Origin of the sequence: Pseudarthrobacter sp. N5, from assembly GCF_050157035.1 — a bacterium.
Lineage (GTDB): Bacteria > Actinomycetota > Actinomycetes > Actinomycetales > Micrococcaceae > Arthrobacter.
This window is the reverse complement of record NZ_CP189593.1, coordinates 205,561-229,687: the sequence shown is the minus strand read 5'-3', so window position 1 is coordinate 229,687 and position 24,127 is coordinate 205,561. Positions and strand designations below refer to the sequence as shown.

Sequence of the window (24,127 nt, the reverse complement as noted above, 5' to 3'; positions counted from 1 at the left end):
GCGGGTTTTTTTCGGCGAGATGTGGAAAACTGCGGGAAATTCGGTGCCTATGACGGAGCCCGCGCCCTACGCCGACGTCCTAAGCCGTCAGCCAGCGGCCAGCCCCAGTACAAGGTTGATGGTGGCCGCCAGGATCACAGTGCCGAACAGGTAGGAGAGCAGGCCGTGCTTGAGAGCCTCCTGGCGGATCCGTGGGTTCTCCAGATTGGTGTCCGACACCTGATAGGTCATGCCGAGGCTAGTGGCGAGGTAGGCAAAATCGGTGTACTGGGGCGGCTCGTCCTGGTTGAAGTTGACTCCGCCATCGCTGGGGCCGCCGTAGTAGTGCTCGGCGTAGCGGAGGGTGAACAAGGTCTGGACCAGCATCCAGGAAAGCGCCACACTCGCCAGCACCAGGGCGGCACCGCCCAGTTGACTGCCACCGTCCCCCCTATGCGAGGCAATAACGACGACGGCGACTGCCCCCAGGGAGGCGATGTTGGCTATCAGGATGAGCAGGTCAGTTGTGCCGCGGGAAGGGTCTTCCGTGGTGGCGTGGGACTTGGTCTCGTGCGGATCCATTCGCCCGATCACCAGCCAGACCCAGCCCACGTACACCAGCGCTGCGGCGGCCCAGCCTACTGCAGGGGCCTCCAGCCAGTGGCCGGACGCCCCCATAGTCAGCGCCGCGGCCAGCCCGGCAGCGATCATCACCACAAACCGCAGGCGGCTGCGCCGGATACTCGGTGTTCCGGGACTAGTCGTCATGTAAGTACTTTAGCCAACGCCACGTTCGGGCGGGGGATGTCTTTGCGGGAATGTCTGCCTAGCTCTGTCGGGGCGCGAACATGATCACTGCCACACCCACCAAACAGACGGCGGCGCCGATGGCGTCCCAGCGGTCCGGCCGGAAGCCGTCCAGGAGCATCCCCCAGGCCAGTGATCCCACGATGAACACCCCGCCGTACGCCGCCAGGACCCGGCCGAAGTTGGCGTCCGGCTGGAAGGCGGCCACAAATCCGTAGATTCCAAGAGCAATAACACCCAGCCCGGCCCACCACCAGGCTTTGTCCTCGCGCACGGCCTGCCAGATCAGCCAGGCCCCGCCGATCTCGGCCACGGCAGCGAGAGCGAAGAGGACGACGGATTTAAGGATTGTCATGCGGGCCGGACTTCCTCAATCTTGCGCGCCATTGTGCCCCCTGTTCACCGACGTCGTGGTTTGAGCTGAGACTACAGCAGGAGACGGACTAAATAGGCCGCGCACGGAGCTTCGCTGAGTTATCCACAATCGGGTTCAGGTGACTGGAACGACCGCGGGATTGTCCATAGATTCGATCTTGATACGCAGCCTTTATTAGAGAGAAATTGGGGATAATGTCTCAGCAAGTTTCCGAACCCATGTCCACTGGCCTGCCCGCGGCGCCCGTGCCGCCGGAGCAAAGCCCGCAGGTCAATCCGCCACTGCCCGCCTGGCTCGCTGCCATTGATGCCAGGAAACTATGGGCAGGGGGCGCAGCGGCTGTGTCGTCTTACGCAATAGTCTTCATTGCGAGCTTGGCGATGCTTCTCATCGCGTTCAGCGGGATCGCCGCGACCAACCAAGGCGAGGTGCTGCCTGCTGGGTCGCTGAACTCCAGCGGCCAGGATCAGCCCGATGTCTGGGCCATGGTCGGCCAGCTTGCATCGCAGCTTGTTGCGATGGCACACCTTGGCGGGCTGTCAGCCACCATGGAGGCTTCCGTGCCGTTCTTGGGCAGCATCCGGGCCGGGGCCTCGGCCTTCGTGGTGCCTCTCAGCGTGCTTGCCGTCAGCATGATCAGCATTTATTCCACCAGCTGGCTGGCTGAGCGCAGGCTACCTTCGGGTTCGCGGATGCAGCTGGTTGCCCAGTCACTGGTGACCGGCGTCGTGTATGCGGCAGTGGTGAACGTTGTGGCCGCAGCGTCAGCGCTGAAGTACCCGGCCGCGAGCGAAATCACCGTGTCACCGGTCACTGCCGCGGGTTTCTGGCCGGTCGTCATCGCCTTCGTCATCGGGGTTGCCTTGTCAAAGGCGGCCAGAAATCGCGCGTCAGCAGGCATATACGGGCCTTCCAGACTGGCCGCATCTGCCCGCTTGTTCAACCTGCCTGTTGCAGTGGTCAGCAGCCACCTGCTGGTATTCGCAGCTGTTTCCATACCCGCCCTGTTGATCATTGCCGCGGTAGCGAATGGCCTATCCGGTCTTCTGACAGCCCCGCTTTGGGTTCTCAATGGCGTAGGTCTTGCCTTGGTGGCGGGCCATTTGGGTGGGCTGAGCGTCTTCACTGCGGGCCGACAGTTCACGGGCGGCAATGTAAATTCGGCATCCGATTATGTGTTCTACGGGCTGGATGGAACCGCCTCAACCGGGATGGCGATCGGAGCGCTCGCGTTGACGATCATCTGCACTTTGATTTCAGGGACGGTTCTCATTCTGCGCCGGGGACAAGCCGACAATTCCAGGATTGCGGGCTGGTTTGGAGTTCCTGCTGCCTACCTTGTCCTGGGAATGCTATTGCTTCCATTGCTGTCCTCCTCAGCCGTGTTCAATGTTGGCGCGTTGGCGAAGGGCGAATTCAGCCTTGCTCCGGCGTGGTGGTCGCCGGCGGTGTTCCTTGCCTGGGGCCTTTTGGTGGAACTCATTTCCCGGTTTGTTTCGCCCTACTTCCTACCTTTTGTGCCTGCGGCTCTGCGGCGACTGGCGCGCATGCGGGTCCCCGTGACGCCACCGGTTCCGGTAGACGCTGACGCGCCGGTGCCCTTGTTGGCCCAGGGAAAAACTGGAACAGTTGCACCGGAATCACGGGAGGGTGCTTCGCTGGCAACAGGGAGCCAAGTCATGCCTGTTGAGCCAGCTGCGAAGATCCTTACGCCGGCCGGCCGGAAACGTGCCGGCATGGTTGTTGCTGGCGCTGGACTGGCATTGACTCTTGGCATCGGCGGTCTGGTGGCAGTCAATGTGGTCAGGTCCGGAAACGGCCCGGACAAGGTGGTTGGTGCCTATCTTCAGGCACTGGTGGAAGGGGATGCTGAAAAGGCCATGAGTATCTCTGATCCTGACGTTCCCATGAATGAACGCGCGCTCCTGACCAATGAAATCTACAAAGCGGCAGGTCAACGGATCGACGGCTATACGGTGCTCTCCACAGAGGTCTCCGGAAATGCGGCGAGTGTGCGTGTGGAGTTGAGGCAGGACGGCCGCAGGACCGAGGTGCCGTTCACGCTGTCCACGGGTGAAGTGCAGGTTCTCGACGATGACTGGAGACTGAAATCAAACCGCCTCAACACGGTGTTCCTGTCGGCCAACGCGGACGTTGGGGCGTTTGCCGTCAATGGTGTCACTGTAAACATCGCCGACAAAGGTCAGCCTGGTAGCCGCACGGTGAGCTTGCCGGCCTTCCCGGGTGAATACACCGTCGGTATTCCGGCCTCGGAGCAGTATGTATCCGCGCAGGAACGGCGGATCCAGGTGCAGGCCGGAACGGGAGCCCAGGCTCCCCACACTGCCACGCTTCAGGTCACCGCCAGCAAGGAGCTGGAAAGGGAGGCGGCGAAGCAAATCGATGCGTTCTTGACTGCCTGCGCCGCGTCCACAGAACTACGGCCGAAGGGCTGCCCATTCGTCAGCTACGAGTTCTCGGATACCCGAAACGTCAAGTGGGCCATCTCTGAAAAACCGCAGTATTCACTGGAGCAGTCGTACGACGGCGGCTGGCGGATCGCCACCAAGAGATCCGGTAACGCTGACGTCAGCTATGAACGCAATGCCTCATACATGAGCGACAAACCGGACTGGAAGCCGGAAAAGGACGCCGTTGCCTTCAGCGTAAACGGCACGGTGCGGGTGGATTCCGGCACGGTTGTGGCAGAACTCTCGCATTACTAGCAGCAGTGGCCCGTGGACGTTTTCCACATAGAGATGTCCGCCGCTTCCGCTGCCGCATGCGGGCCAGATAACCTGAGTCAAGCGCGAATCGCCGAAACCGGTCCAAATGCACTAAGATATTGAAGTCTGTGCTGCGCCCTGCCCCCGTTTTGGTGGCCGGGCTTTGCATGGCATCGCAAATGAACCTCCTGTTACGGAAATGCCGTAACCGCTTAGCCCAAAGGAGGTGGGTTCACATATGCGTCCTTACGAATTGATGGTAATCATCGACCCCGAGGTCGAAGAGCGTACCGTTGAGCCGTCGCTTCAGAAGTTCCTGAGTGTCATCACCAACGATGGTGGAACCATCGAAAAGGTTGACATCTGGGGCCGTCGTCGACTGGCCTACGACATCAAGAAGAAGTCCGAAGGTATCTACGCAGTGGTGAACTTCACCGCAAAGCCGGATACCGCCAAGGAACTTGACCGCCAGCTGAGTCTCAATGAGACCATCATGCGCACCAAGATCACCCGCCCCGAAGAGCAGAAGGTCGTTGCTGAGTAGTTCAGCTCCCGGCTTTCAATCTTTACCCCGCAGGAACGAACTCTTCATCCAGGATCGAACAAGGAGGCAGTAGATGGCAGGCGAAACCACTATTACGGTCATCGGTAATCTCACCAGTGACCCGGAGCTGCGGTTCACACCGTCAGGTTCGGCAGTAGCGAACTTCACCATCGCGTCTACTCCGCGTACCTTCGACCGCCAGTCCAATGAGTGGAAGGACGGGGAAACCCTGTTCCTCCGCGCAGCGGTGTGGCGCGAAGCAGCCGAGAACGTCGCCGAGTCCCTGACCAAGGGGATGCGCGTGATCGTTTCCGGCCGCCTGAAGAGCCGTTCCTACGAAACCAAAGAAGGCGAGAAGCGCACCGTCATTGAGCTCGAAGTCGATGAAATCGGCCCGAGCCTGCGCTACGCCAACGCCAAGGTCAACCGCACCCAGCGCTCCGGCGCTGCCGGTGGTCAGGGTGGCTTCGGTGGCGGCAATAGCGGCGGTGGCTTCGGTGGCGGCAACTCTGGTGCAAGCCAGGGCGGCAGCTCCGGTGGAACCTGGGGCGCCAACCAGCCCGCAGCAGCGCAGGAAGACCCTTGGGCAACGCCCGGGGTCAGCAATGCGGGCGGCGGCTGGGGCAACGGCCCGGATTCCGAACCTCCCTTCTAAAAAACAATTCAGGTCCGACGCCGGAACGCGCCAGGGGTGCCTCAAGGCACCCAGGCGACGACCGCCGTCGGACCACCACCATCCCGTGGATCAATATCCACGGGCTCCATAGAATAGGAGCTCCACGATGGCTAAGGCTGAACTCCGTAAGCCCAAACCAAAGTCCAACCCCTTGAAGGCCGCTGACATCACTGTCATCGACTACAAGGACGTAGCATTGCTGCGCAAGTTCATCTCCGACCGCGGAAAGATCCGCGCCCGTCGCGTCACTGGCGTCACGGTGCAGGAACAGCGCAAAATCGCCCAGGCAATCAAGAACGCCCGCGAAGTTGCTCTGCTGCCTTACTCCGGCGCTGGCCGCGGCTAAGGAAGGGATTAACTAACATGGCAAAGCTCATTCTGACCCACGAAGTAACCGGTCTCGGTGCTGCTGGCGACGTTGTCGAGGTCAAGGACGGTTACGCACGTAACTACCTGCTGCCCCGCAACTTCGCTCTGACCTGGTCCAAGGGTGGCGAGAAGCAGGTTGAGTCCATCAAGGCTGCCCGCGCCGCCCGCGAGCACGCTTCCCTGGAAGACGCTCAGAAGCAGGCCTCCGCTCTGTCCGCTAAGCCGGTCAAGCTGGTAGTCAAGGCCGGCGCAACCGGCCGCCTGTTCGGCACGGTCAAGCAGGCAGACGTTGCTGACGCTGTTGAGGCCGCTGGCCTTGGCCGCATCGACAAGCGCAAGGTTGAACTGCCGGCTCACATCAAGTCGGTTGGTTCCTACCAGGCCAACGTCCGCCTTCACGCTGACGTTGCCGCTGTGATCGAACTCGACGTAGTCGCAGGCAAGTAGTCTTCCTGCCGCCAGGCAAGAGTACTGCGCAGTCCTGAACTGCAGAAGGCCCCCGCCTTCGGATTCCTTTGGGATCCTTAAGCGGGGGCTTTTGCCGTTTAACCCAACGCGGGGTCACTTACGGCCCACTTTGGGCCTCGGGATGGGCCGTAAGTGACCCCGCGTTGCGTCAGCCCTGGTGTAGCACCGAGGTCATGTGGCGTTGGCCGGCGCGGACCAGCTCGGCCAGTACGGCTTCATCCACGTCAGCGAGTTTGTTGCCGTACAGGCACGCTGCATCACCCTCCCGGCCACTGCCGTACTTGTAGCGATAGGCGCCGAAGCCGACCATTGTGGGCCCCCAGAGCAAGGGTTCCTCACCGTTGATTTCCGTCATCAGCTCCAGGGGGCGGAGTCCGTCCCCGCGCCGGACCGGGTGTTCCACGGTGCTCAGGAACTCCAGAACGGATCCGCGCGTGGGTTGGGTCTTGTTCTCAGCCATCACGGCAGTCTCGCAGACACCCCGCCGCGTGTCAGCGGCGCCGCGCCCGGTGATAGCCTGCTGCGGTGACCCACCACCCCGCCACAGCCGCCCGCCCACGCCCCTTCGCCCAGGTTGATGTCTTCACCGGTGAGCCTTACCGCGGAAACCCGCTCGCCGTCGTCCTTGATGCCGAAGGCCTCACCACGGAGCAAATGCAGCAGTTCGCCAACTGGACCAATCTTGCGGAAACCACCTTCCTTTTGCCGCCAACCCACCCCGACGCAGACTATCGGGTGCGGATCTTCACCTCGCGTGAGGAGTTCTCCTTCGCCGGGCACCCAACGCTGGGATCGGCACACGCATGGCTGGAGGCTGGGGGAGCGCCGAAACAAGGAGGCATGCTGGTCCAGGAATGCGGTGCGGGGCTGGTGCGGGTCAAGTACGACGGCGACCGGCTGGCCTTCGCTGCACCCCCGCTGACGCGTTCGGCGCCGGTGGACGAACCTGACCTCGCCAGGCTCGCTGCGGGACTCAGTATGCCCCGCAAGGCGCTGCTGGACGCCACTTGGCTGGTCAATGGCCCGGACTGGATCGGGGTTCTACTGGAGTCTGCGGAACATGTGCTGTCTATCAGGCCGGATTACGCGGCCATGGCAGGCCTCAAGGTGGGCGTGATCGGCCCGCATGCACCCGGCGCGGACGTGGACTTTGAAGTGCGTACGTTCATTCCGGGTGACGCCGCCGCCGAGGATCCCGTGACGGGCAGCTTCAATGCAGGGGCGGCGCAGTGGTTTATCGGGAGCGGCCGCGCACCGGCGTCGTACGTTGCGGCGCAGGGGACGGCGTTGGCCCGGGCGGGGCGTGTGCACGTGGATGCCGTGGGCGACGATATCTGGGTGGGCGGAGGCTCCGTGAGCTGCATCCAGGGGACTGTGATGCTGTAGACGGCCGCCCCGCGTGCAGGGGAATAAACGATCACGGCCCCCAGTTAGTTAAGTAGATGCAAACGCATATACCTACATTCTGTAGCCGATCATCAGGAGCCCGCCATGGAAACCCGCCGCATCACCGTCCTTTCAGCCGGACTCGCTGTACCGTCGTCGAGCCGTCTGCTGGCTGACCAGCTGGCGGCGTCGGCCGAACGCCAGCTGTCCGCGGCTGGATATCAGGTGACCGTGGACGTCGTCGAGCTTCGTGATCTCGCAGTGGACATCGCGAATAACTTCGTCACCGGCTACGCGGCCCCCCGCCTGGCTGAAGTGATCTCCGGAGTGGAGGCCTCGGACGGCATCATCGCCGTCAGCCCGGTGTTCAGTGCCTCGTACAGCGGACTGTTCAAGTCGTTCATTGACGTCCTGGACCCCAAGTCCCTGGAGGGAAAAGCAGTCCTCCTGGGCGCCACCGGCGGCACCGACCGCCACCAGATGGTCCTGGACTATGCCATGCGCCCGCTGTTCAGCTATCTGCGCACGCGCATCGCTGCCACGGGCGTCTTCGCCGGGCCTCAGGACTGGGGGAACCCGGACGACGGCGGCTCCCCCCTGTCGGTGCGGATCGAGCGTGCAGCGGGGGAGTTCACCCTCCTGCTGGAGGGTACGCAGCCGAAGCACAGGCCGGCGTTGCTGGAGTCGCTGCCGTTCGAACAGCTGTTGGCCGGGATCTCCGGCGGACGCTGAGACTGTTCCGGTCCCTGAAGGGGACGAAACCGGTGCCGCTCGTTGTCCGGGACATGAAGTGTCCTGTGGATTCAATAGACCTGATAATGAGCGAACGCAGTGGTGTGGAGATCGACTACTGCCCGCAGTGCCGTGGAGTGTGGCTGGACCGCGGTGAGCTGGACAAGATCATCGACCGGGCGGCGGACTCGCTGGGCGGAGCTGGCGCCCCGCCGCCCAGGCCGCCGTTCCCGCGCACGCGGCCCCAGGCCTGATGGCTGCTCCGTTGTACCGGAACTTCGAGCCTCGGAGCGATGACCGCCGCCCGGAAGGGCGTAGCAGGGAGGGTCGCAGCTCCGATGATCCCCGTTATGACCAGCGCCGCGACCAGCCGAGGTACGACGAGCGCAGTCACGGCAAGCAGGGCTACGACCGCGACTACGACAGCCGGAAGCCCAAGAAGAAGGAAGGCTGGCTCGGGGACCTCTTCGACTTCTGACCCCGGAAACTGATCCGAGGCCTTCCATCTTGTGAGGGTCAGTCGTCAAGCAGGGCGATGAACTCGCGGGCCTGTTTCATGGAGATGTCCGAGTGCCGTGTCAGCGCACTGGCTGCGGCCTCGGCGTCACCGGCGCGGGCCAGAGTGCGGATCCGGCCATAAATCTCGTCGTTGAGCATATTGCTGCTGACCTCGCGTGTGACATCGCCTTTGCTGGCGATTGCCCGGTACCGGTAAGGGAAGTGCTGGGGGGCGTCGTCGTCGTCCGTCTCCTGAGGTTCCAGTGACGGCGCACGATACGTCTGCGGGTGGGCGGCCAGGGCGCTGACTGCGTCACGGGAAGCCCGTAGTCCCTCACCGGACGCCTCGTAATAGAGCTTGATGGCGGCCATGGCCTGCCCCTGCGCGATCAGCGAATACAGTTTCCGGTGCTCCTCCTCCGTGAGCTTCGCTGAGGCGGCGCGCGCCAGCTCCGCAGGCTGCCTGGGCGCCTGCACCTTGGCTGAAGGGCCCGCCCCAACCGCACGCCGGCTCAGCGCCCGTGCAGCAAGCGTTACGCCTGCCGCGACGATTACCAGAATCAGGACGGGAATGAGTAACGATTCCATGATTTAGAGCCGATCTACATACTTCTTGGCGGTCAACAGATCCGAATGTGTTGCCTGGCGGAGGAGTTTTATGGCCTGGATCTTCTGGCCATTTCGAGCCATGGACTGCAGCTGCAAAGCGAACTGCGGATTCAACTGGCCCCCCGGCAAAATGGCGCCCTGGTAGCCGTGCTGCCCAACGCCCGGACTCGAGCCTGCCTGCGCACGCAACGCGGCGCGTGCATGATCTTCCTGCTGGGACTGCTGCTGCTCGTTTTGGCTTGGCCGGGTAGCTGCATCCACCCGCGCCTGGGCCGCCGTAGCCGCCTGCACCTGCGATGCGTAGTGTTCCGCCGATCGCACGGCGAGATCCAGCTGATATTTCTCGGCGTCAGAGATACCTGAATTACGGGGTTTGAGCGCGGTGGAGAGCGCCCAGATGACTGCCGCCAGAATGAGGACAGGCAGAATCACTATCAGTACGTCGCCCATGATTAGAGCTTATGCCAGATCACAGTTATCCACAGCACATTCCCCGATTTGCATACATTGCGGGCGAAGCGACGTCAATTTGCACCTGCCCGCCTGACCTTTTGTGAGGTCTATCACAAACCGGGCATATTTTGATGTGATCCATGCGGAATTACTGGCCGGTATCCCCAGCGGCCATCTGACAGCTGTGGATGAAGGTTTGCGAAAAAATTCTTTAGTCCACACGGCATTTATTACGTTTCCGCAGGTCAGAGGCACTTTCTGGTCAAAACATTTTCTGTATCCACAGCTCGGCACACAGGCTGTGCACAAGCTGGAGCGCTTTACGCACAGCTTATCCACAGGGTGCCCTGGTTGCGGGCTTGGCGACCCGGGCAAGGGGGACTACCGTAGCGGGATACCTGTTTTGGGGCGCAGAAAGCTGTTTCCTTCATGCGGAGATACAGAGGCGGATCCATCGGACCCGGCCGTAGCTCCAAGCTGTGGATATCCTGTGGAAACTGGGGATAACCGGCCGGCGACAGGCTGCCCCGCTCAATTAATTGTCAGGGCTGCCTGTTACTACTTGAATCGGGCCGATCGCAGCGTGGTTTCGTTGCGTCGGAGATCCCACGAACATATGGCTTACGCGCCGACGGCACCGGATATCCGCCGCGGCACACAATGAAGGACGGCAGCTTTGTCAGTTACGCACCTGGACTCAATCGAGGGCACTCGGGGATCTGAAGGCAGCCGCAAACCCCCGCAGGACATTCCGGCGGAACAATCGGTACTCGGCGGGATGATGCTGTCCAAGGATGCCATCGCTGACGTTGTCGAGATCCTGCGCGGCCAGGACTTCTACCGCCCCGCCCACGAAACCATCTACGAGGCCATCATTGACCTCTACGGCCGCGGCGAGCCCGCCGACGCCGTGACGGTTTCGGACGAGCTCACCAAGCGCGGCGAAGTCAACAGGATTGGCGGCCCTGCCTACCTGCACGAGCTCATCCAGACAGTCCCCACGGCAGCCAATGCCGGCTACTACGCCGAGATCGTGGCGGAGCGCGCCGTGCTGCGCCGCCTCGTCAACGCCGGCACCAAAATCGTCCAGCTGGGCTACGGCTCTGACGGCGAGGTAGAGGACCTTGTCAACCAGGCGCAGGCCGAAATCTACGCTGTCGCCGAACGCCGCACCGCCGAGGACTATGTGGTCCTGAAGGACGTGATGGAATCCACCGTGGACGAGATCGAAGCCTCGGGCCATCGCGGCGAAGGGGTGACGGGCGTACCCACCGGATTCTACGAGCTGGACGAGCTCACGCACGGCCTCCACCCCGGACAGATGATTGTCATCGCCGCCCGCCCGGCCGTGGGTAAGTCCACCTTCGCCCTGGACTTTGCCCGCTCCGCTGCCATTAAGAACAACCTGGCCACGGTGATGTTCTCGCTCGAAATGGGCCGGAACGAGATCGCCATGCGCCTCCTGTCCGCGGAAGCAACTATCGGACTACAGGATTTGCGCAAGGGCACCATCAAGGACGAGCAGTGGTCCAAAATCGCCACCACCATGGGTCGGATGAACGATGCCCCGCTCTTCATCGACGACAGCCCCAACATGTCACTTATGGAAATCCGGGCCAAGTGCCGGCGGCTGAAACAGCAGCATGACCTGAAACTGGTGATCCTGGACTACCTGCAGCTGATGAGCTCCGGCAAGAAGGTGGAGTCCCGCCAGCAGGAGGTCTCGGAGTTCTCCCGTGCCCTCAAGCTCCTGGCCAAGGAACTCCAGGTTCCCGTCATCGCCCTGTCGCAGCTGAACCGTGGTTCCGAGCAACGCCAGGACAAGCGGCCCATGGTCTCTGACCTCCGTGAGTCCGGTTCCATCGAGCAGGATGCCGACATGGTGATCCTGCTGCACCGTGAAGACGTCTATGACAAGGAATCACCGCGTGCAGGCGAGGCAGACATCCTGATCGCGAAACACCGTAACGGACCAACCAAGGACATTGTGGTTGCGTTCCAGGGGCATTATTCCCGTTTCGCCAACATGGCAGCCGACGCCGGCGGCGGCTTCTAGCTGGTTCTTGCGCGTGATGGCGCTCCCGCCTGATCAGCTCTCTGCCGGCAACAGGTGGTTGGGCAGCCTGTTTCCGGGCGCCGTGCCGCGGATTTCGAGCAGTTCCCGCGCATGTGCGTGCAGGCGCTTGTCCTCGTCAGTGACGGGCACCCACTCCGGAATCGGTACCGAGTTGCCGTCCTCATCCCTGGCCACCATCACGGTGAGGCAGTACGTGGTGAGGTTCAGCTCGCTGCCCTTGGGGTCCCCGGACCGGACATGGACCGCCACGTGCATGCCCTTGGTGCCGGTGTAGACCAACCGTGCCTCCACCTCCACCACGTGGCCGATCAGCAACGGCCGGTAGAAACGGACGCCGCCGGAGAACACCGCCACCGTGTCCTTGCCGCAGTAGCGCGAGGCACAGACATACGCTGCCTCATCAATCCACTTCATCACGATCCCGCCATGGACCTTGCCGCCCCAGTTCACATCCGTGGGGGCGGCCATAAACCGCAGGACAACACGCTCGGCGGTGCCGGCGTCGGTATATTCCTGACTGTTCATGGCTTCCACAATCTTTTCGCGGACCTTGATCCGCGCCAGGGCGTGGCTGCGTTGTTCAATTTCCTCCGGCGTGGACGGTTCAAACTGCCGTACCGGGATGGGCTTGCCATCCTGTCCCACGGCGACAAAAATCACCATGCACTGGCTGCGCATGGTGGCCGGGCCACCCTTGGGATCCCCTGAGGACACCACCGTGTGGATATGCATGGAAGACCGGCCGGTGTAGACGATCGTTGCGGTGACCTCCACCATGTCGCCGCTGTTGACGGGATCGGCAAAGTGGATGTTGCCCACATAGGCGGTTACACAATACGACTTCGCCCAGCCCACTGCAGCGGCATAGGCAGCCTTGTCCACCCACTCCAGTGCGGTGCCGGCATCCACGGAACCGCTGTGGCCGACGTCCATAGGGGCAGCCAGAAAGCGGAGGGTCACGGAGTTGGCGGAAGTCTCAGTCATGCTGCGATTTTACTGAGGCATGACAGAGCGTCGGACCCGGGCAGACACAAACGCTGTTCCGCCCGCCATAAGAGGACGGGACAGCGTCATATGAAGGGCAGATCCGAGCACCAGTATGCTCATGCCTCGGGGGCGGAGGGCGCCGAGGGCGGCATTGTCACCAGAATGACGTCCGCGTAGTCCGGCTCAGGAACGTCAATAAAAGCGATGGACCTGAAGACGCCCTTGGTAGCTCCTGTAGTCATGCGTGCACCAGCCTTGATTCTAGGTAAGGCCTTGGCCTTAAGGGTCGGTAATGATGGCGTTGATGGCGGATCGCAGCGCCGATTCCTCGACTGCGATGCCCATGAACAATGACGCGCTGATCATTCCGTCGACCAGGCCGACAATCAGGGCAGACTTCGCTTCCGGCCTGGTGGCACCGGTGGAATGCAGTGCTTCCGCACCCCATGTGATAAGTCGTTGCCGGCCGTCCGCGAGGGCTGCTGCGGATGACGGGGCACCGAGGGCATGAACCAGGAGCGACTGCCGCGCTAGGGCGTACTCCTTGCCGCCGGTCCTGGCGGCCGAGGCGAAGCGGGTTAGAGCATCGGCTATGTCCTGCCCGGTCTCCGGGCTCTCCCCCTTGGACCGCTCCAGCCCCCGGTGGTCCGCCCGAACCAGAAAGTCGACGACAGCGCTCACAAGAGCCTCCTGAGTCCTGAACACATTCGATGTCGATCCGGGCGGTACTCCCGCCTCGCGGTCCACGGCACGGTGGGTCAAGGCCCGCGGTCCACCCCGGGCGAGCAGGGATACAGCAGCAGCACATAGGGATTCTCGACGTTCCACGCTCTAAAACTACACCCGTAGTGAAAGGACTACAATTGTAGTACTGTTGCGGCATGACGAAGGCGATAGTTGTAGGAGCAGGTATCGCAGGTCTATCAACTGCGGTCGGACTGCATCGTTCGGGGTGGTCTGTACGAGTCCTGGAGCAACAAGCGGAGCCGCGAACCTCGGGAACGGCGGTCGTGTTGCATCGGGCGGCAGTCAAGGGGCTTGAGTCCCTCGGCCTCGGGCCAGGCGTTGCTGCACTGGTTGTTCCGCTGACCGAACTTCGGCTACGCACGTACAGGTCGGCGGCGCTTTCACCATCCAAGCTCGGTTCCTCCTCCGTGCTGATCGAGCGGTCCGCGCTCGTCGGCCTCCTCCGTGGCGCGCTGCCGGATTCGGTGCTCGCCTTCGGTAACTCCCTGGCGGCGCGCGGCCTTCCGAGTACGTGCGCGGGAGTCGATCTCGTTGTCGGCGCGGATGGTGTGCACAGCTCCCTGCGCCGCGAACTGTTCGGACACGAATACAGTGCAACCGCTACAGGAACCACAGTGTGGCGGGGAACAGCGCGCGGGACGACGACGGGCCTCACTGAATACTGGGGCCAGCGACGACGCTTCGGTGTCAGCGACCGCCCTGGCGGAGGAACAAACTGGTATGCGACCGCAGTACTGCCACCAGACCGGCGCGCGTGGCCGCTACCGGGATCTGATGAGCTACGACATCTCTTCGGACAGTGGTGCCCCGCGGTAGCTGAGACAGTTGCAAGCATTGACGAAGGGGTCATCCTGCGGCACGAGATCTACCACCTGGCGCGACGGTTGCCGCAGTATCACCTCGACAATGTAGTCCTCGTCGGCGACGCCGCCCACGCCATGACGCCGGACCTCGGACGTGGCGCCAATGAAGCAATACTGGATGCGCTGTCTCTAATGCATAGCCTTGAGGGGCACGACGGGGTAGACCGCGCGCTGGCGGCCTACGACAGGTCCCGGCGTCGATCTACCCAACTGGTGGCAACCGGATCCGCGGCCTTGGACGCACTCGTCCATCGGGCGTTCTGGCGACCCTGGGCCGGTGGCTGATGTCCGTCATAGATCTGCCTCGTATTGGTCGCCTGCATAGCACATGGGAACGATGTCCTACAGGAGGAGCGGCTAATGGTGCGCCTCTGGCACTCCTGAAGGACGACCAGTGCCGTAAGCAGCCTTTTGCGGTCCGCCTAAACGACCGACTTACAGTGCGCTCCACGCGGGGCTTACCTAGGTGGGGTGTACTACTGATGTGAGACACAGTTTGAAAGGATTGTGCCCATGTCTTCCCGTCCCACTTATTCCGATGAGTTCAAGGCCGATGCAGTGAATCTGGTCGTTTCCTCCGGCCGTTCACCCGCCTCGGTGGCCCCCGAGTTGGGGATCTCCGTGACCGCGCTGAAGCGGTGGGTGCAACTGCACCGGGAAGGACAGACCGGTCCCGGCGGCAAGCCTAATGATCCGGTGGATCCCGCGAAATACAAGGCGTTGGAGGCCCGGCTGCGGGAAGTTGAAAGGGAAAATGATTTCCTGAAAAAAGTGTCGGCGTTCTTCGCCAAAGAACAACGGTAGAGGACCTCTACCGGCTTGTGCAGGAGAAGAACGCCGATTTCCCTGTCTCCTGGATGTGCGCCCGGCTGGGCGTTCCGCGGGCCTCGTACTACCGCTGGCTGGACCAGAAGGAATCAGCGACGGCTGCCCGGCACCGGGAGCTGACCGGACTGGTGAAGGCGATGTTCGATTCCTCCGACGGGATCTTCGGCCACCGCATGGTCCACACCAAACTCGCCGCCACCGGGGTGGAGGTTTCCGTGGGCACGGTGGCCGCGATCATGGCCGAGAACGGCTGGGCGGCGAAGCGGATGCGCGCGTTCAAACGCACCACGATCCCCTCGGACCCGGACAAGGTCTTCGCGGACCTCATCGGGAGGGACTTCACCTCCGAGGTTCCCGGCACGAAGCTCGTCGGGGATATCACCTACCTTCGTACCGCTTGGATTCCAGCAGTCGTTGCAACACCGGTTTGTTAGCTCGGTTCAAGTAAAGCACGGAGACGTTCGGCTGGGGTGTCCCAGCGGAGGGTTTTGCGAGGGCGTGCATTGAGTTCTTCGGCGACGTGTTGGAGCTCGTCGGGTGTGTGCCTGGAGAGGTCTGTTCCTTTGGGAAAGTATTGTCGCAGCAGCCCGTTGGTGTTCTCGTTGCTGCCGCGCTGCCACGGGCTGGCGGGATCACAGAAGTACACGTCCATGTCGGTTGCGACGCGGAAAGCAACGTGCCCGGACATTTCTGCACCCTGGTCCCAGGTCAGGGACCGGCGCAGCGTGGCAGGGAGCTGAGCCACGGTTTTCACGAGACCATCCCGCACCGTTTCGGCGGTGTGGTCGTGTTGGAGGTGCACGAGCGTGACGAAGCGGCTCGAGCGCTCGACGAGAGTTCCGATCGCTGATCGGCTCATCGTGCCGACGATCAGGTCTCCTTCCTTACGATTTTGTTGTGGGTGACTTCGGAGCTGTCGTAGTGTTTCGATCACCCTCGGGTGGTGGGTATGGCCCAGATCTCCCTGCCGCTTGGACGGCTCACTGGGAATGGCCGCCCGCTGCCCGCCGATGACTCGACCGCTGATTGAGACTTACGACATTGATCGTTGGGTAAGGACGTGCCGGCGTGGTTATCGACAGGGGCCAACCAAATTGGAGCTGATCGAAGGGACCGAAAGACATGCCGGACGTGTGGGCAGGAATCGACTCGGGCAAGAGTGCCCATCATTGCGTTGTGATCGACCAATCCGGGACGGTGCTGCTGTCAAAACGGGTCGAGAACGACGAAACCGCGTTGCTCCAGCTCATCGCCGAAACCGCGGAGCGCGCGGCCGGTGGTGAGATCTGCTGGGCTACTGATCTGAACGCCGGCGGCGCGGCGCTGCTGATCGAGCTGCTGGCAGCACACGCTCAGCACCTGCTCTATATCCCTGGACGGATCGTGCATCACGCCGCAGCGACCTATCGGGGGATGGAAAGACCGACGCGAAAGACGCCAGGATCATCGCTGACCAGGCCCGCATGCGCACCGACCTGCAACCCGTTCGCAGCGCAGACCAGATCAGTGTGGACCTGCGTATGCTCACTGCCCGCCGCACCGATCTGATTTGCGACCGTGTCCGGGCGATCAACCGGCTCCGGGCCACCTTGTTGGAATACTTCCCTGCGCTCGAGCGGGCCTTCGACTACTCCAAGAAGGCTCCTCTGACCCTTCTGAGCGGCTATCAGACCCCCGAGGGCATCCGCCGGATAGGACTGACGCGGCTTACTGGCTGGCTGAGAAAACGCGGCTGCCGGAACAGTGCAAAGATGGCGGAGAAGGCACTTGCGGCTGCAAACGCCCAGCACACCGTCCTGCCTGCCCAATCCATGGGATCGGCCCTGGTCGTCCGGTTGGCCGATCAGATCAGCTCAACCGATGCAGAGATCGCAGACGTCGATGCCCAGATCACGGACCTGTTCAGGCAGCACGACAGCGCCGATGTTCTGCTGAGTATGCCTGGGTTCGGGCCCGTACTCGCGGCTACTTTTCTCGCGAACATCGGCGGTAACCTGGACGGATTCGACTCCGTCGACCGGCTCGCCAGCGTCGCCGGGTTGGCTCCGGTCCCACGCGATTCCGGCCGGATCAGCGGAAACCTGCACCGGCCGCGCCGATTCAACCGCAGACTCCTCCGAACCTGCTACCTCGCCGCCCTCTCCAGCTTGAAAAACAGCCCCGCTTCCAGAACCTACTACGACCGGAAACGCGGCGAGGGAAAGTCCCACAAACAGGCGCTTATCGCACTTGCCCGACGCCGCATCAACGTCATCTGGGCCATGCTCCGCGACCACACCGAATACCGGGAGCCGGCCGCCGCCATTTGCGTCCAGGCTGCTTGACAACAGCATTGAGATTCCCAGTGACCAGGGATTGCGCGGTCGTCGGCCTCGGCAGGTCGTTCGGTTATGGAGATCATGGGGTCCACGGAACGGCTGGTCCTATGCGCGGGGTCGCGTCGGGGTTTCCGGGTTGTTCGCCCGCGACGCATCGCGGCCGCGATCTCTCGTTTCAGAGCGCCTCGAAAAATTCGGCTTTCTCCTGGGCGGTGTACCTCCGGCTCTTCACGCGCGGAGTAGAGACGTTTGCCTCCTGACGCCACCGATAGCACGCGTCCACGCTGAGCCCGAGTTCGGCCGCAACGGCACGGATCGTACCGCCGCGATCCAGCCGCCGAAAGAATTCCTCCCGCTCCTTGGCTTTGTACTGCACATTCTGTCTACCCCTCGGTCGCCCGACCATCGCACACCCTCACGCTCAGGGTGTTGCGACGATGACTGGAACCCAAGCCGGCGAGGGCAAGCTGTATCTGGCCACCGTCATCGACCTGTGCACCCGCATGGTCGTTGGCTGGGCCATGGCCGACCACATGCGCGCCTCCCTCGTCACGGGCGCGCTGAGGATGGCCAGGGACCGCGGACACCTGGCCCCGGATACGATTTTCCACAGTGACCGCGGCACCCAATACACCTCCCGGGAAATGGGTGCCTGGTGCACCGGCAACGGCGTCCGCCAGTCGATGGGCGCCACCGGGGTGTGCTGGGATAATGCCGTCGCCTAGTTGTATTGACCACGGACGTTAGGAACGCTCGGCGTGGTTAGGTGACAAAAAGAAGACCTCCGGGTGGAGTGGGGCTTGTCGAGAGTCCGATCCACAAGGAGGTCTTCAATGTCCCATGCTAATGCGCTCCTCACGCCTAAGGGCAGGCTCCGGCTGGCCCAGTGCGTCGTGGAGGACGGGTGGCCGCTGCGGCGGGCGGCTGAGCGGTTCCAGGTCTCGGTGACGACCGCGGCGCGGTGGGCTGGCCGCTACCGGGAGCGCGGCGAGCACGGGATGGAGGACCGGTCGAGCCGGCCCGTCAGCTCCCCGGGCCGGACGTCCGTGCGGCGGGAGCGGCGGATCGTCGCGCTCAGAGTGAACCGCCGGTGGGGCCCTGCCCGGATCGGTTACCTGCTGGGTATCCACCCCTCCACGGTGCACCGGGTCCTCTCCAGGTTCGGACTGGCAAGGCTGTCGTGGCTGGACCGGGCCACGGGGAGGGTAATCCGCCGCTACGAGCACCAGAACCCCGGAGACCTTGTCCACGTGGACATCAAGAAACTCGGACGTATCCCGGACGGCGGCGGACACCGCACGGTGGGCAGGGCATCCGGCAACCGGAACAAGACCGGCACGGCGGCGAACCGGAGACCGGGCTACGCCTTCCTGCACAACGCGGTCGATGATCATTCCCGGCTGGCCTACACCGAGATCCTCGCCGATGAGAAAAAGGACACCGCGGCCGGGTTCTGGGAACGCGCCAACGCCTACTTCGAATCCTGCGGAATCGTGGTCAAACGGGTCCTGACGGACAACGGCTCCTGCTACCGCTCCTACGCATTCAAAGACGCCCTGGGCCCGGCTATCAAGCACAAGCGCACCCGGCCCTACAGGCCCCAGACCAACGGCAAAGTCGAGCGCTACAACCGCACCATGCTCGATGAGTGGGCTTACGCAAAACCCTATGGATCAGAGGCCGAGCGTGTTGATTCTTTCGCCGACTGGCTCCATCACTACAATCATCACCGAGGCCACACCTCACTCAAAGGTCAGCCACCGGTCACCCGCGTCACTAACCTCTCAGGTCAATACACCTAGTCGGCGTTCTCGTCCCTGAAAAACGAGTTCTACCACCACCACAGCTTCGCCACCCGCCAGGACGCCGGCCGGGCGACCATGCGCTACATCGAGGTCTTCTACAACCGCTGGCGTCCTCACACCAACAACGCCGGCCTGCCGCCAGCAACAGCAATGGTGAAATTCACCACCAACAAGCAGCCGCTACCCGCGGCCGCCTGACCAAACCGAAACTACGCGACTGTCTCACATCCTTGACACACCTCAAATCGCCTCGATAAGGGGTAAATCGAGTCGAGGCCCCGAACCGAGTTTCGAGAATCTGGCAGGTTCCTTGGGTGACCCATTAGACGGTCCGTTTGGGGTTCCTTGGGTTCTTGTGGTGATTGCAACACTTAGCGGATGGGTGTTGTCATGGCGGGGTATTCGATTTACGTAAGACCGGATCTTCTGCAGCTGTTTTGGGCTGGGATGCAGGCCGGTGATTTCATCACGGACGCTGTTGTGCCGATCAATACGAGCAGGCGGACCGGGCGCCGGGTCCTGGCCGAGGCCGGGGGTGTCAGGCCTCGCCGCGGCCGGGATTTGAAGGGCCGTTGCCTGACTTTCGCCCAGCGTGAAGAGATCGCGGTGCTGCGCGCCCAGGGACACTCGCTGCGCCGGATCGGGGCCGTGGTCGGCAGATCTGCCTCGACTGTGTCCAGGGAGCTTCGGCGCAATTCGGTGGCCGGGTTGCCTTACCGGGCGACGTCGGCTCACGCACTGGCGTATGAGCGGGCTTCGCGGCCGAAACCGGCGAAACTGCACACGAACACGGTGTTGCGTGCGAAGGTGGAAGAGGACCTGAAAAAGAAGTACTCGCCTGAGCAGATCGCAGGACGCCTGCGGGTTGAGTTTCCCGATGAGCCGGAGATGCGGGTGTCACCTGAGATCATTTACCAGTGCCTTTACGTTCAGTCCCGCGGAGCACTGAACCGTGATCTGGCCGCGTGTTTACGCACCGGACGGGCACTCAGGCAGCCCTGCAGGAAAGCCGGCCAGCGGAAGAACCGGATCCCGGGGATGATCAATATCTCCGAACGTCCCCCGAGGTTCAGGACCGTGCGGTGCCAGGGCACTGGGAGGGCGACCTCATCATCGGCAAGGGGAATCAGTCCGCGATCGGGACGCTGGTCGAGCGGACCACCAATTACACGATGCTCGTGCACCTGCCGGACGGGTACAAGGCCGAGCAGATGCGTGACGCCCTGGCAGCCAAGATCAAGACGCTCCCCGAGGCGCTGAGGCATTCACTCACCTGGGACCAAGGCATCGAAATGCAGGACTGGAAAACCGTGAAAGTAGACGCCGGTATCGACATTTACTTCTGCGACCCGCACTCACCCTGGCAGCGCGGCATCAACGAAAACACCAATGGCCTGCTGCGCCGGTACTTCCCGAAGGGCACGGACCTGAGCGTCCACAGCGCCGCAGACCTCGACCGGGTTGCCCAGGAACTCAACGACCGGCCGCGGAAAAGACTAGAGTTCAGGAAACCGATCGAACTGATCGAAGACCTCCTGTTGCAATGACCGCCTGAATACGCCGAACCTTCACCGAAACACCCCGCCATCTCGAAAGACGCCTATGAGCGGGACATCACTGATCCACGTTGACCGGTTGTGGCTGGCGGGGCAGGCTGTGGAGGACATCCATGACAGGGGGATCATGATCAAGTACCTACGCACCTCGGCCGCCGTCGCGGCGCTGCTCGGGTTCGCCCTTGCCGGGTGCCAGCCGGCAGCCGGGCCGTTGACGGTGGGACCGTCCGCGACGGTGCCAAGCCCGTCGTCGTCCGAGCTCGCGGCCGTTGTCCAGGCTGCCGTCGAGGATCGCAACGGCACAGTTCTCGACGCCCCCACCGCCCCGCGCCTCGCCGAGGGGCAGACGACGGCGGCCTACCGGGCCAAGCGGGAGCGGGACCTCCCGGTGGTGGCCCGGTCGAAGGCCGGATTCAAATCAGCCGGCTTCTGGTATACGTCCTTTTCGACGACGGTGACGGTGGAGTCGATCGACGTGACCGGTTCGGAGATCAGCGTCCATTTCAAGGAATTGACCGAGGAATACCTCAGCTCGAGGACGAATGGGCCGAGCAGCGTCCCGGAGGGCTACTCGTTGCCGCAGACCGCGACGTTCCGGGCGTCCGCGGACGGCTGGCAGCTAGACACCATCGCCCCTTCCGTGCATGGGGGCGGCTTGCCGATGTCCGTCGTCGAGGGCTGAGAACTGGCCGTTACATGGCCCCGTTAGGAACCCCGAGCGGCGCATTTTCGCTTGCCGCAGAGGGACATCAGGATCCTGAGCCTTCCGTTGCTCGGCGACTTTGGTTTACCCATGAGGTGCGAAGACAATGACGGCGGGCGGCTGGTATTTCTGCGAGACCAGCTGGGCTTAATCCCTAGCGAAGATTTGCCTGACCTGGAGCCGATCTGCTCGTGCGCGGCTACGATACTCCAGCGCTTCGGGAATTGGCCGGACACCCTCGGAACGACCCGAGAGGAGCCAGCGACTTATGGGTACAAGCCAGGGATGAATTGGGAAAGCCCTTTGAGGATGATGGCGTGGCCCGCCGACTCGTCATCCGACGCTGGCTCTGCGAAATAGTCGACGGCACTCTGGACCCGTACACCGGTGTGGGACTTGTCATGGCGTACGGCTGGCATGCCATGAGCCAGCCGGCGGTCCTGCATGAGATGGTCGCCCTAATGGACTATTGGGATGAGATGCCGGAACAACGTGACAAGCTCCTCCTGGACCTCGCGGAGGCTGCCCGGACCGTTCTGGACGCGTGGTAGAACCCCATCGGCTTCAAATGTGGGCACCGGCCGGAGGGGCAACAGCCCCGTCGTCGGTCCGGCCTTTCGCTTCGGAACCGGATGCCCAGCGTTCTAGGGCTGCATCGTCCATCGATCGACCGCAGGGCGTGTGGCGAGGATAGCGGCTGGAAGTCCGGCGGCCCGTGCGCGATCGGCTTTGCTTGACGGCGCAAGCTCAATCCGATCCCTGAACGGGCACTATTTCCGCACGGCGACGGACAAGCTGCCCGGATTCCGTCGGGCCGGAAGTCACCGGTGGCACGGAGTAAGCTTCATGCAATGGCCTTGCGGCGCCGTGTTGCGCGCCACATCTATGGGGGTAGAAAAGCGTGAAGCATCAAAGTCTGAGGACTGCTGCAGCGGTGACAGCGGTTCTTTTCATGGGGGCGGCACCGGCGGTGGCTGCTCCTGCGGAGGTTCTCGACGTCGGCGGCACACCTGTCGGGGTGGCGGTTGGTGCCGACGGCACGGCATATGTGGGCAACTACAATGGACCCGGTGGGATCCGGGTGATACACCGGGAGCGGCCCGTCCCTCCCGCACCATCAGCACGGGCAACTATGTCGCCGGGATAGCAGTGGCCCCCGATGGCTACCTGTACCTGGCTGAACAGGACAGTGCCACGGGCCAGCACGTGGTGGGCGTCATCCCGGCCGGGGCGTCGGGTGTCGCCCGGAGCATTCCGGTGTCGCGCGGGAACCATCTGATCGCCGCCGGACCCGACGGGACGGTCTTCGTTCCGAACCCTGCTGAACACACCGTGTCGATCATCGCACCCAACGGATCGACGGTCGACCGCACTGTCACCGTCGGGGCAGGCGCGGTGGAAGTGGCGGTCACAAAGGACGGCACCGCGTTCGTGACGAACCAGGACGACGGGACGGTCTCGGTGATCCCGGCCGGGGCGAAGACCGTTTCACGGACCATCCAGGTCAGCTCCACTCCCGGGAAGACAGAGAACCCCCACGGGATCGCCGCCGGACCGGACGGGACGATCTATGTCACCAACATCAGTTCCGATCAGGTCGCTGTCATCAAACCAGGCGCTGACACCGTGGCCTACCGCATCGATGTCCCGGGCGGACCCACGGAGGCCGCCGTCGGGCAGGACGGGACCCTTTACGTGGCCAGCGCCCTGAGTCCTGCACTGGCCGTGATAGCGCCGGGTGCCACAGCCGCGGGCCCTTCCATCCCAACGGAGAGCAACCCCGGCCACATCGCGGTAGCTCCCGACGGGACAATCATCGTGACGAGGCCGGGCAACGGCACCGGAAACGGCTCCGTGTCCCGCTACGCCTCCGCCGCCTCAGTTGCGGCATCCGCCCCCGCTTCGGCACCGGCGTCCGCCGGGACCCGAGCCGGGGACGCGGCGGAAAACCTGTGGACCTCTCCGGCCGGAATCGCTGGAGCGGCCGGAGCAGCAGCTCTCCTTATCACCCTACTCATCGTGGCCGTGCAACGCCGACGGACGGCGGCCCTTCGCGACCGTGCCAGCGGGACAGAGGAACACCCCGCCGACGACCACAGCGCAGGTATCTGGAGCGGGCACGCCGACGCCGGCCAAAGCAAGTGATCTGGCCCCGGTGGGCCCACCCGGCTGTCCCCAGGGCTGATGCGGAAAACCCGGACAGTAAGCGGCAGCCACAGCTATCCGAGGGTTCACGCCACCCTTTCGCTAACTTCGGATGGCTGTGCGTCTCGTAAGCAGACTACTGAAACCGGCGGGAAGATGCCCAACACCCGGCCATTTAACGCTGCGACAGACACGGCAAATAGCCCTGCGATTCACAGCTCGGCATCGACCAACCTCCGACGAACCGGCCGCGCCGTCTTGATAAAGGATCGGCTTCCGGGCGGAGGCAGGCTGCTACGAAACCTCTTGCTCGTTTAACTGGAGTGGGGTCATTCGCTGGCCCCGGAGCGTCCTCGGTGGTCTTGGATCAGGCCGTCCTGGTGGTCCTGAATGGCGTTGACATGCTCAGAGGGTGCCTGCTCTCAGCAAACCAAGAACCGCCGGCACAGCTGACAGGTGCCTGACTACTTGGGCA

At 63.0% G+C, this 24,127-nt stretch carries 25 protein-coding genes and 6 pseudogenes; 20 read left to right on the top strand and 11 right to left on the bottom strand.

The features are described from left to right. Positions 1–87: 87 nt before the first annotated feature. Together ACQCST_RS01175 and ACQCST_RS01170 are read right to left on the bottom strand one after the other, a co-directional pair. Complete coding sequence (locus ACQCST_RS01175; RefSeq protein WP_426997554.1) at positions 88–747, bottom strand: DUF1345 domain-containing protein; 660 nt, start codon at positions 745–747, stop codon at positions 88–90. 58 nt (positions 748–805) lie between these two features. Next, positions 806–1,141, bottom strand: a complete 336-nt coding sequence (locus tag ACQCST_RS01170; RefSeq protein WP_426997553.1) for a YnfA family protein — start codon at positions 1,139–1,141, stop codon at positions 806–808. 215 nt (positions 1,142–1,356) lie between these two features. Between ACQCST_RS01170 and ACQCST_RS01165 the strand changes: the two genes are divergently transcribed. From ACQCST_RS01165 to rplI, 5 genes are all read left to right on the top strand, one after another. Then, positions 1,357–3,888, top strand: coding sequence for a hypothetical protein (locus tag ACQCST_RS01165; RefSeq protein WP_426997552.1), 2,532 nt, complete (start codon positions 1,357–1,359; stop codon positions 3,886–3,888). Between the two features lie 238 nt (positions 3,889–4,126). Then, positions 4,127–4,432: a 30S ribosomal protein S6 gene (rpsF, locus tag ACQCST_RS01160; protein WP_426997551.1), complete on the top strand. Its 306-nt coding sequence runs from the start codon at positions 4,127–4,129 to the stop codon at positions 4,430–4,432. 73 nt (positions 4,433–4,505) lie between these two features. Beyond that, a complete protein-coding gene (locus tag ACQCST_RS01155; RefSeq protein WP_426997550.1) occupies positions 4,506–5,087 on the top strand; it encodes a single-stranded DNA-binding protein in 582 nt (193 codons plus the stop codon). A gap of 127 nt (positions 5,088–5,214) precedes the next feature. Then, positions 5,215–5,454 carry a 30S ribosomal protein S18 gene (gene rpsR, locus ACQCST_RS01150; RefSeq protein ID WP_003800144.1) on the top strand — a complete coding sequence of 80 codons (240 nt, stop codon included), beginning with the start codon at positions 5,215–5,217 and terminating at the stop codon, positions 5,452–5,454. A 17-nt stretch (positions 5,455–5,471) separates the two neighbouring features. Further along, complete coding sequence (gene rplI / locus ACQCST_RS01145) at positions 5,472–5,924, top strand: 50S ribosomal protein L9 (protein WP_426997549.1); 453 nt, start codon at positions 5,472–5,474, stop codon at positions 5,922–5,924. 169 nt (positions 5,925–6,093) lie between these two features. Here rplI and ACQCST_RS01140 read toward each other — a convergent pair whose 3' ends face one another. Then, positions 6,094–6,405, bottom strand: a complete 312-nt coding sequence (locus ACQCST_RS01140; RefSeq protein WP_426997548.1) for a DUF1801 domain-containing protein — start codon at positions 6,403–6,405, stop codon at positions 6,094–6,096. Between the two features lie 65 nt (positions 6,406–6,470). On the opposite strand from ACQCST_RS01140, the gene ACQCST_RS01135 reads away from it, so the two are divergent. The 3 genes and pseudogenes from ACQCST_RS01135 to ACQCST_RS01125 all read left to right on the top strand — a co-directional run bounded on the left by ACQCST_RS01135 (position 6,471) and on the right by ACQCST_RS01125 (position 8,541). Next, positions 6,471–7,331: a PhzF family phenazine biosynthesis protein gene (locus ACQCST_RS01135; RefSeq protein ID WP_426997547.1), complete on the top strand. Its 861-nt coding sequence runs from the start codon at positions 6,471–6,473 to the stop codon at positions 7,329–7,331. Positions 7,332–7,436: 105 nt separating this feature from the next. Next, positions 7,437–8,063: an FMN reductase gene (locus ACQCST_RS01130; RefSeq protein ID WP_426997546.1), complete on the top strand. Its 627-nt coding sequence runs from the start codon at positions 7,437–7,439 to the stop codon at positions 8,061–8,063. Between the two features lie 53 nt (positions 8,064–8,116). Next, a pseudogene (locus ACQCST_RS01125) lies at positions 8,117–8,541 on the top strand (zf-TFIIB domain-containing protein). A gap of 38 nt (positions 8,542–8,579) precedes the next feature. Here ACQCST_RS01125 and ACQCST_RS01120 read toward each other — a convergent pair. Together ACQCST_RS01120 and ACQCST_RS01115 are read right to left on the bottom strand one after the other, a co-directional pair. Beyond that, positions 8,580–9,149: a hypothetical protein gene (locus ACQCST_RS01120; RefSeq protein WP_426997545.1), complete on the bottom strand. Its 570-nt coding sequence runs from the start codon at positions 9,147–9,149 to the stop codon at positions 8,580–8,582. Between the two features lie 3 nt (positions 9,150–9,152). After that, complete coding sequence (locus tag ACQCST_RS01115; RefSeq protein WP_426997544.1) at positions 9,153–9,620, bottom strand: hypothetical protein; 468 nt, start codon at positions 9,618–9,620, stop codon at positions 9,153–9,155. Between the two features lie 679 nt (positions 9,621–10,299). Between ACQCST_RS01115 and dnaB the strand changes: the two genes are divergently transcribed. Continuing rightward, positions 10,300–11,679 carry a replicative DNA helicase gene (dnaB, locus tag ACQCST_RS01110; RefSeq protein WP_426997543.1) on the top strand — a complete coding sequence of 460 codons (1,380 nt, stop codon included), beginning with the start codon at positions 10,300–10,302 and terminating at the stop codon, positions 11,677–11,679. Positions 11,680–11,712: 33 nt separating this feature from the next. Here the strand turns inward: dnaB and ACQCST_RS01105 are convergent, their stop codons facing one another. From ACQCST_RS01105 to ACQCST_RS01095, 3 genes are all read right to left on the bottom strand, one after another. Further along, positions 11,713–12,684, bottom strand: coding sequence for an acyl-CoA thioesterase (locus ACQCST_RS01105; protein WP_426997542.1), 972 nt, complete (start codon positions 12,682–12,684; stop codon positions 11,713–11,715). 119 nt (positions 12,685–12,803) lie between these two features. Next, positions 12,804–12,929: a hypothetical protein gene (locus tag ACQCST_RS01100; protein ID WP_426997541.1), complete on the bottom strand. Its 126-nt coding sequence runs from the start codon at positions 12,927–12,929 to the stop codon at positions 12,804–12,806. Positions 12,930–12,966: 37 nt separating this feature from the next. Further along, on the bottom strand, positions 12,967–13,368 hold the full coding sequence (locus ACQCST_RS01095) for a hypothetical protein (RefSeq protein WP_426997540.1): 402 nt from the start codon (positions 13,366–13,368) through the stop codon (positions 12,967–12,969). A 200-nt stretch (positions 13,369–13,568) separates the two neighbouring features. Between ACQCST_RS01095 and ACQCST_RS01090 the strand changes: the two genes are divergently transcribed. The 3 genes from ACQCST_RS01090 (at position 13,569) to ACQCST_RS01080 (ending at position 15,559) form a co-directional block, all read left to right on the top strand. Further along, a complete protein-coding gene (locus ACQCST_RS01090; RefSeq protein ID WP_426997539.1) occupies positions 13,569–14,582 on the top strand; it encodes an FAD-dependent oxidoreductase in 1,014 nt (337 codons plus the stop codon). Between the two features lie 228 nt (positions 14,583–14,810). Next, positions 14,811–15,101, top strand: a complete 291-nt coding sequence (locus ACQCST_RS01085) for a transposase (protein ID WP_426997538.1) — start codon at positions 14,811–14,813, stop codon at positions 15,099–15,101. Positions 15,102–15,118: 17 nt separating this feature from the next. Next, positions 15,119–15,559 (top strand): IS3 family transposase, encoded by a 441-nt coding sequence (locus ACQCST_RS01080; RefSeq protein WP_426997537.1) that lies wholly within the window; start codon positions 15,119–15,121, stop codon positions 15,557–15,559. Here ACQCST_RS01080 and ACQCST_RS01075 read toward each other — a convergent pair. Further along, positions 15,556–16,008, bottom strand: a pseudogene (locus ACQCST_RS01075) (IS30 family transposase); the annotation flags it as partial. The gene ACQCST_RS01080 and the pseudogene ACQCST_RS01075 overlap by 4 nt on opposite strands. 239 nt (positions 16,009–16,247) lie before the next feature. Here ACQCST_RS01075 and ACQCST_RS01070 point away from each other — a divergent pair. Beyond that, positions 16,248–17,449, top strand: a pseudogene (locus tag ACQCST_RS01070) (IS110 family transposase). Positions 17,450–17,463: 14 nt separating this feature from the next. Here ACQCST_RS01070 and ACQCST_RS01065 read toward each other — a convergent pair. After that, positions 17,464–17,631: pseudogene (locus tag ACQCST_RS01065) on the bottom strand (IS30 family transposase); the annotation flags it as partial. Next, on the bottom strand, positions 17,619–17,849 hold the full coding sequence (locus ACQCST_RS01060; RefSeq protein ID WP_426997536.1) for a helix-turn-helix domain-containing protein: 231 nt from the start codon (positions 17,847–17,849) through the stop codon (positions 17,619–17,621). The gene ACQCST_RS01060 and the pseudogene ACQCST_RS01065, both read right to left, overlap by 13 nt. 31 nt (positions 17,850–17,880) lie before the next feature. Here ACQCST_RS01060 and ACQCST_RS01055 point away from each other — a divergent pair, with 31 nt between their 5' ends. From ACQCST_RS01055 to ACQCST_RS01025, 7 genes and pseudogenes are all read left to right on the top strand, one after another. Next, complete coding sequence (locus ACQCST_RS01055; protein WP_426997535.1) at positions 17,881–18,168, top strand: DDE-type integrase/transposase/recombinase; 288 nt, start codon at positions 17,881–17,883, stop codon at positions 18,166–18,168. Positions 18,169–18,276: 108 nt separating this feature from the next. Then, positions 18,277–19,245, top strand: a complete 969-nt coding sequence (locus ACQCST_RS01050) for an IS481 family transposase (RefSeq protein WP_426996053.1) — start codon at positions 18,277–18,279, stop codon at positions 19,243–19,245. 12 nt (positions 19,246–19,257) lie between these two features. Further along, positions 19,258–19,446: pseudogene (locus tag ACQCST_RS01045) on the top strand (IS3 family transposase); the annotation flags it as partial. Between the two features lie 180 nt (positions 19,447–19,626). Further along, positions 19,627–20,795: pseudogene (locus ACQCST_RS01040) on the top strand (IS30 family transposase). A 55-nt stretch (positions 20,796–20,850) separates the two neighbouring features. Then, entirely contained in the window at positions 20,851–21,486 is a 636-nt protein-coding gene (locus ACQCST_RS01035) for a hypothetical protein (RefSeq protein WP_426997534.1), read from the top strand. A gap of 338 nt (positions 21,487–21,824) precedes the next feature. Further along, positions 21,825–22,058, top strand: a complete 234-nt coding sequence (locus ACQCST_RS01030) for a hypothetical protein (protein ID WP_426997533.1) — start codon at positions 21,825–21,827, stop codon at positions 22,056–22,058. A gap of 598 nt (positions 22,059–22,656) precedes the next feature. Continuing rightward, entirely contained in the window at positions 22,657–23,652 is a 996-nt protein-coding gene (locus ACQCST_RS01025; protein WP_426997532.1) for a virginiamycin B lyase family protein, read from the top strand. Positions 23,653–24,127 lie beyond the last annotated feature (475 nt).

Bases quoted from the DNA above. Each gene is read 5' to 3' on its own strand.
- ACQCST_RS01175 (WP_426997554.1), bottom strand. From the start codon at position 747: ATGACGACTAGTCCCGGAACACCGAGTATCCGGCGCAGCCGCCTGCGG.
- ACQCST_RS01170 (WP_426997553.1), bottom strand. From the start codon at position 1,141: ATGACAATCCTTAAATCCGTCGTCCTCTTCGCTCTCGCTGCCGTGGCC.
- ACQCST_RS01165 (WP_426997552.1), top strand. From the start codon at position 1,357: ATGTCTCAGCAAGTTTCCGAACCCATGTCCACTGGCCTGCCCGCGGCG.
- rpsF (WP_426997551.1), top strand. From the start codon at position 4,127: ATGCGTCCTTACGAATTGATGGTAATCATCGACCCCGAGGTCGAAGAG.
- ACQCST_RS01155 (WP_426997550.1), top strand. From the start codon at position 4,506: ATGGCAGGCGAAACCACTATTACGGTCATCGGTAATCTCACCAGTGAC.
- rpsR (WP_003800144.1), top strand. From the start codon at position 5,215: ATGGCTAAGGCTGAACTCCGTAAGCCCAAACCAAAGTCCAACCCCTTG.
- rplI (WP_426997549.1), top strand. From the start codon at position 5,472: ATGGCAAAGCTCATTCTGACCCACGAAGTAACCGGTCTCGGTGCTGCT.
- ACQCST_RS01140 (WP_426997548.1), bottom strand. From the start codon at position 6,405: ATGGCTGAGAACAAGACCCAACCCACGCGCGGATCCGTTCTGGAGTTC.
- ACQCST_RS01130 (WP_426997546.1), top strand. From the start codon at position 7,437: ATGGAAACCCGCCGCATCACCGTCCTTTCAGCCGGACTCGCTGTACCG.
- ACQCST_RS01120 (WP_426997545.1), bottom strand. From the start codon at position 9,149: ATGGAATCGTTACTCATTCCCGTCCTGATTCTGGTAATCGTCGCGGCA.
- ACQCST_RS01115 (WP_426997544.1), bottom strand. From the start codon at position 9,620: ATGGGCGACGTACTGATAGTGATTCTGCCTGTCCTCATTCTGGCGGCA.
- ACQCST_RS01105 (WP_426997542.1), bottom strand. From the start codon at position 12,684: ATGACTGAGACTTCCGCCAACTCCGTGACCCTCCGCTTTCTGGCTGCC.
- ACQCST_RS01100 (WP_426997541.1), bottom strand. From the start codon at position 12,929: ATGACTACAGGAGCTACCAAGGGCGTCTTCAGGTCCATCGCTTTTATT.
- ACQCST_RS01090 (WP_426997539.1), top strand. From the start codon at position 13,569: ATGACGAAGGCGATAGTTGTAGGAGCAGGTATCGCAGGTCTATCAACT.
- ACQCST_RS01085 (WP_426997538.1), top strand. From the start codon at position 14,811: ATGTCTTCCCGTCCCACTTATTCCGATGAGTTCAAGGCCGATGCAGTG.
- ACQCST_RS01060 (WP_426997536.1), bottom strand. From the start codon at position 17,849: ATGGTCGGGCGACCGAGGGGTAGACAGAATGTGCAGTACAAAGCCAAG.
- ACQCST_RS01055 (WP_426997535.1), top strand. From the start codon at position 17,881: ATGACTGGAACCCAAGCCGGCGAGGGCAAGCTGTATCTGGCCACCGTC.
- ACQCST_RS01050 (WP_426996053.1), top strand. From the start codon at position 18,277: ATGTCCCATGCTAATGCGCTCCTCACGCCTAAGGGCAGGCTCCGGCTG.
- ACQCST_RS01035 (WP_426997534.1), top strand. From the start codon at position 20,851: ATGAGCGGGACATCACTGATCCACGTTGACCGGTTGTGGCTGGCGGGG.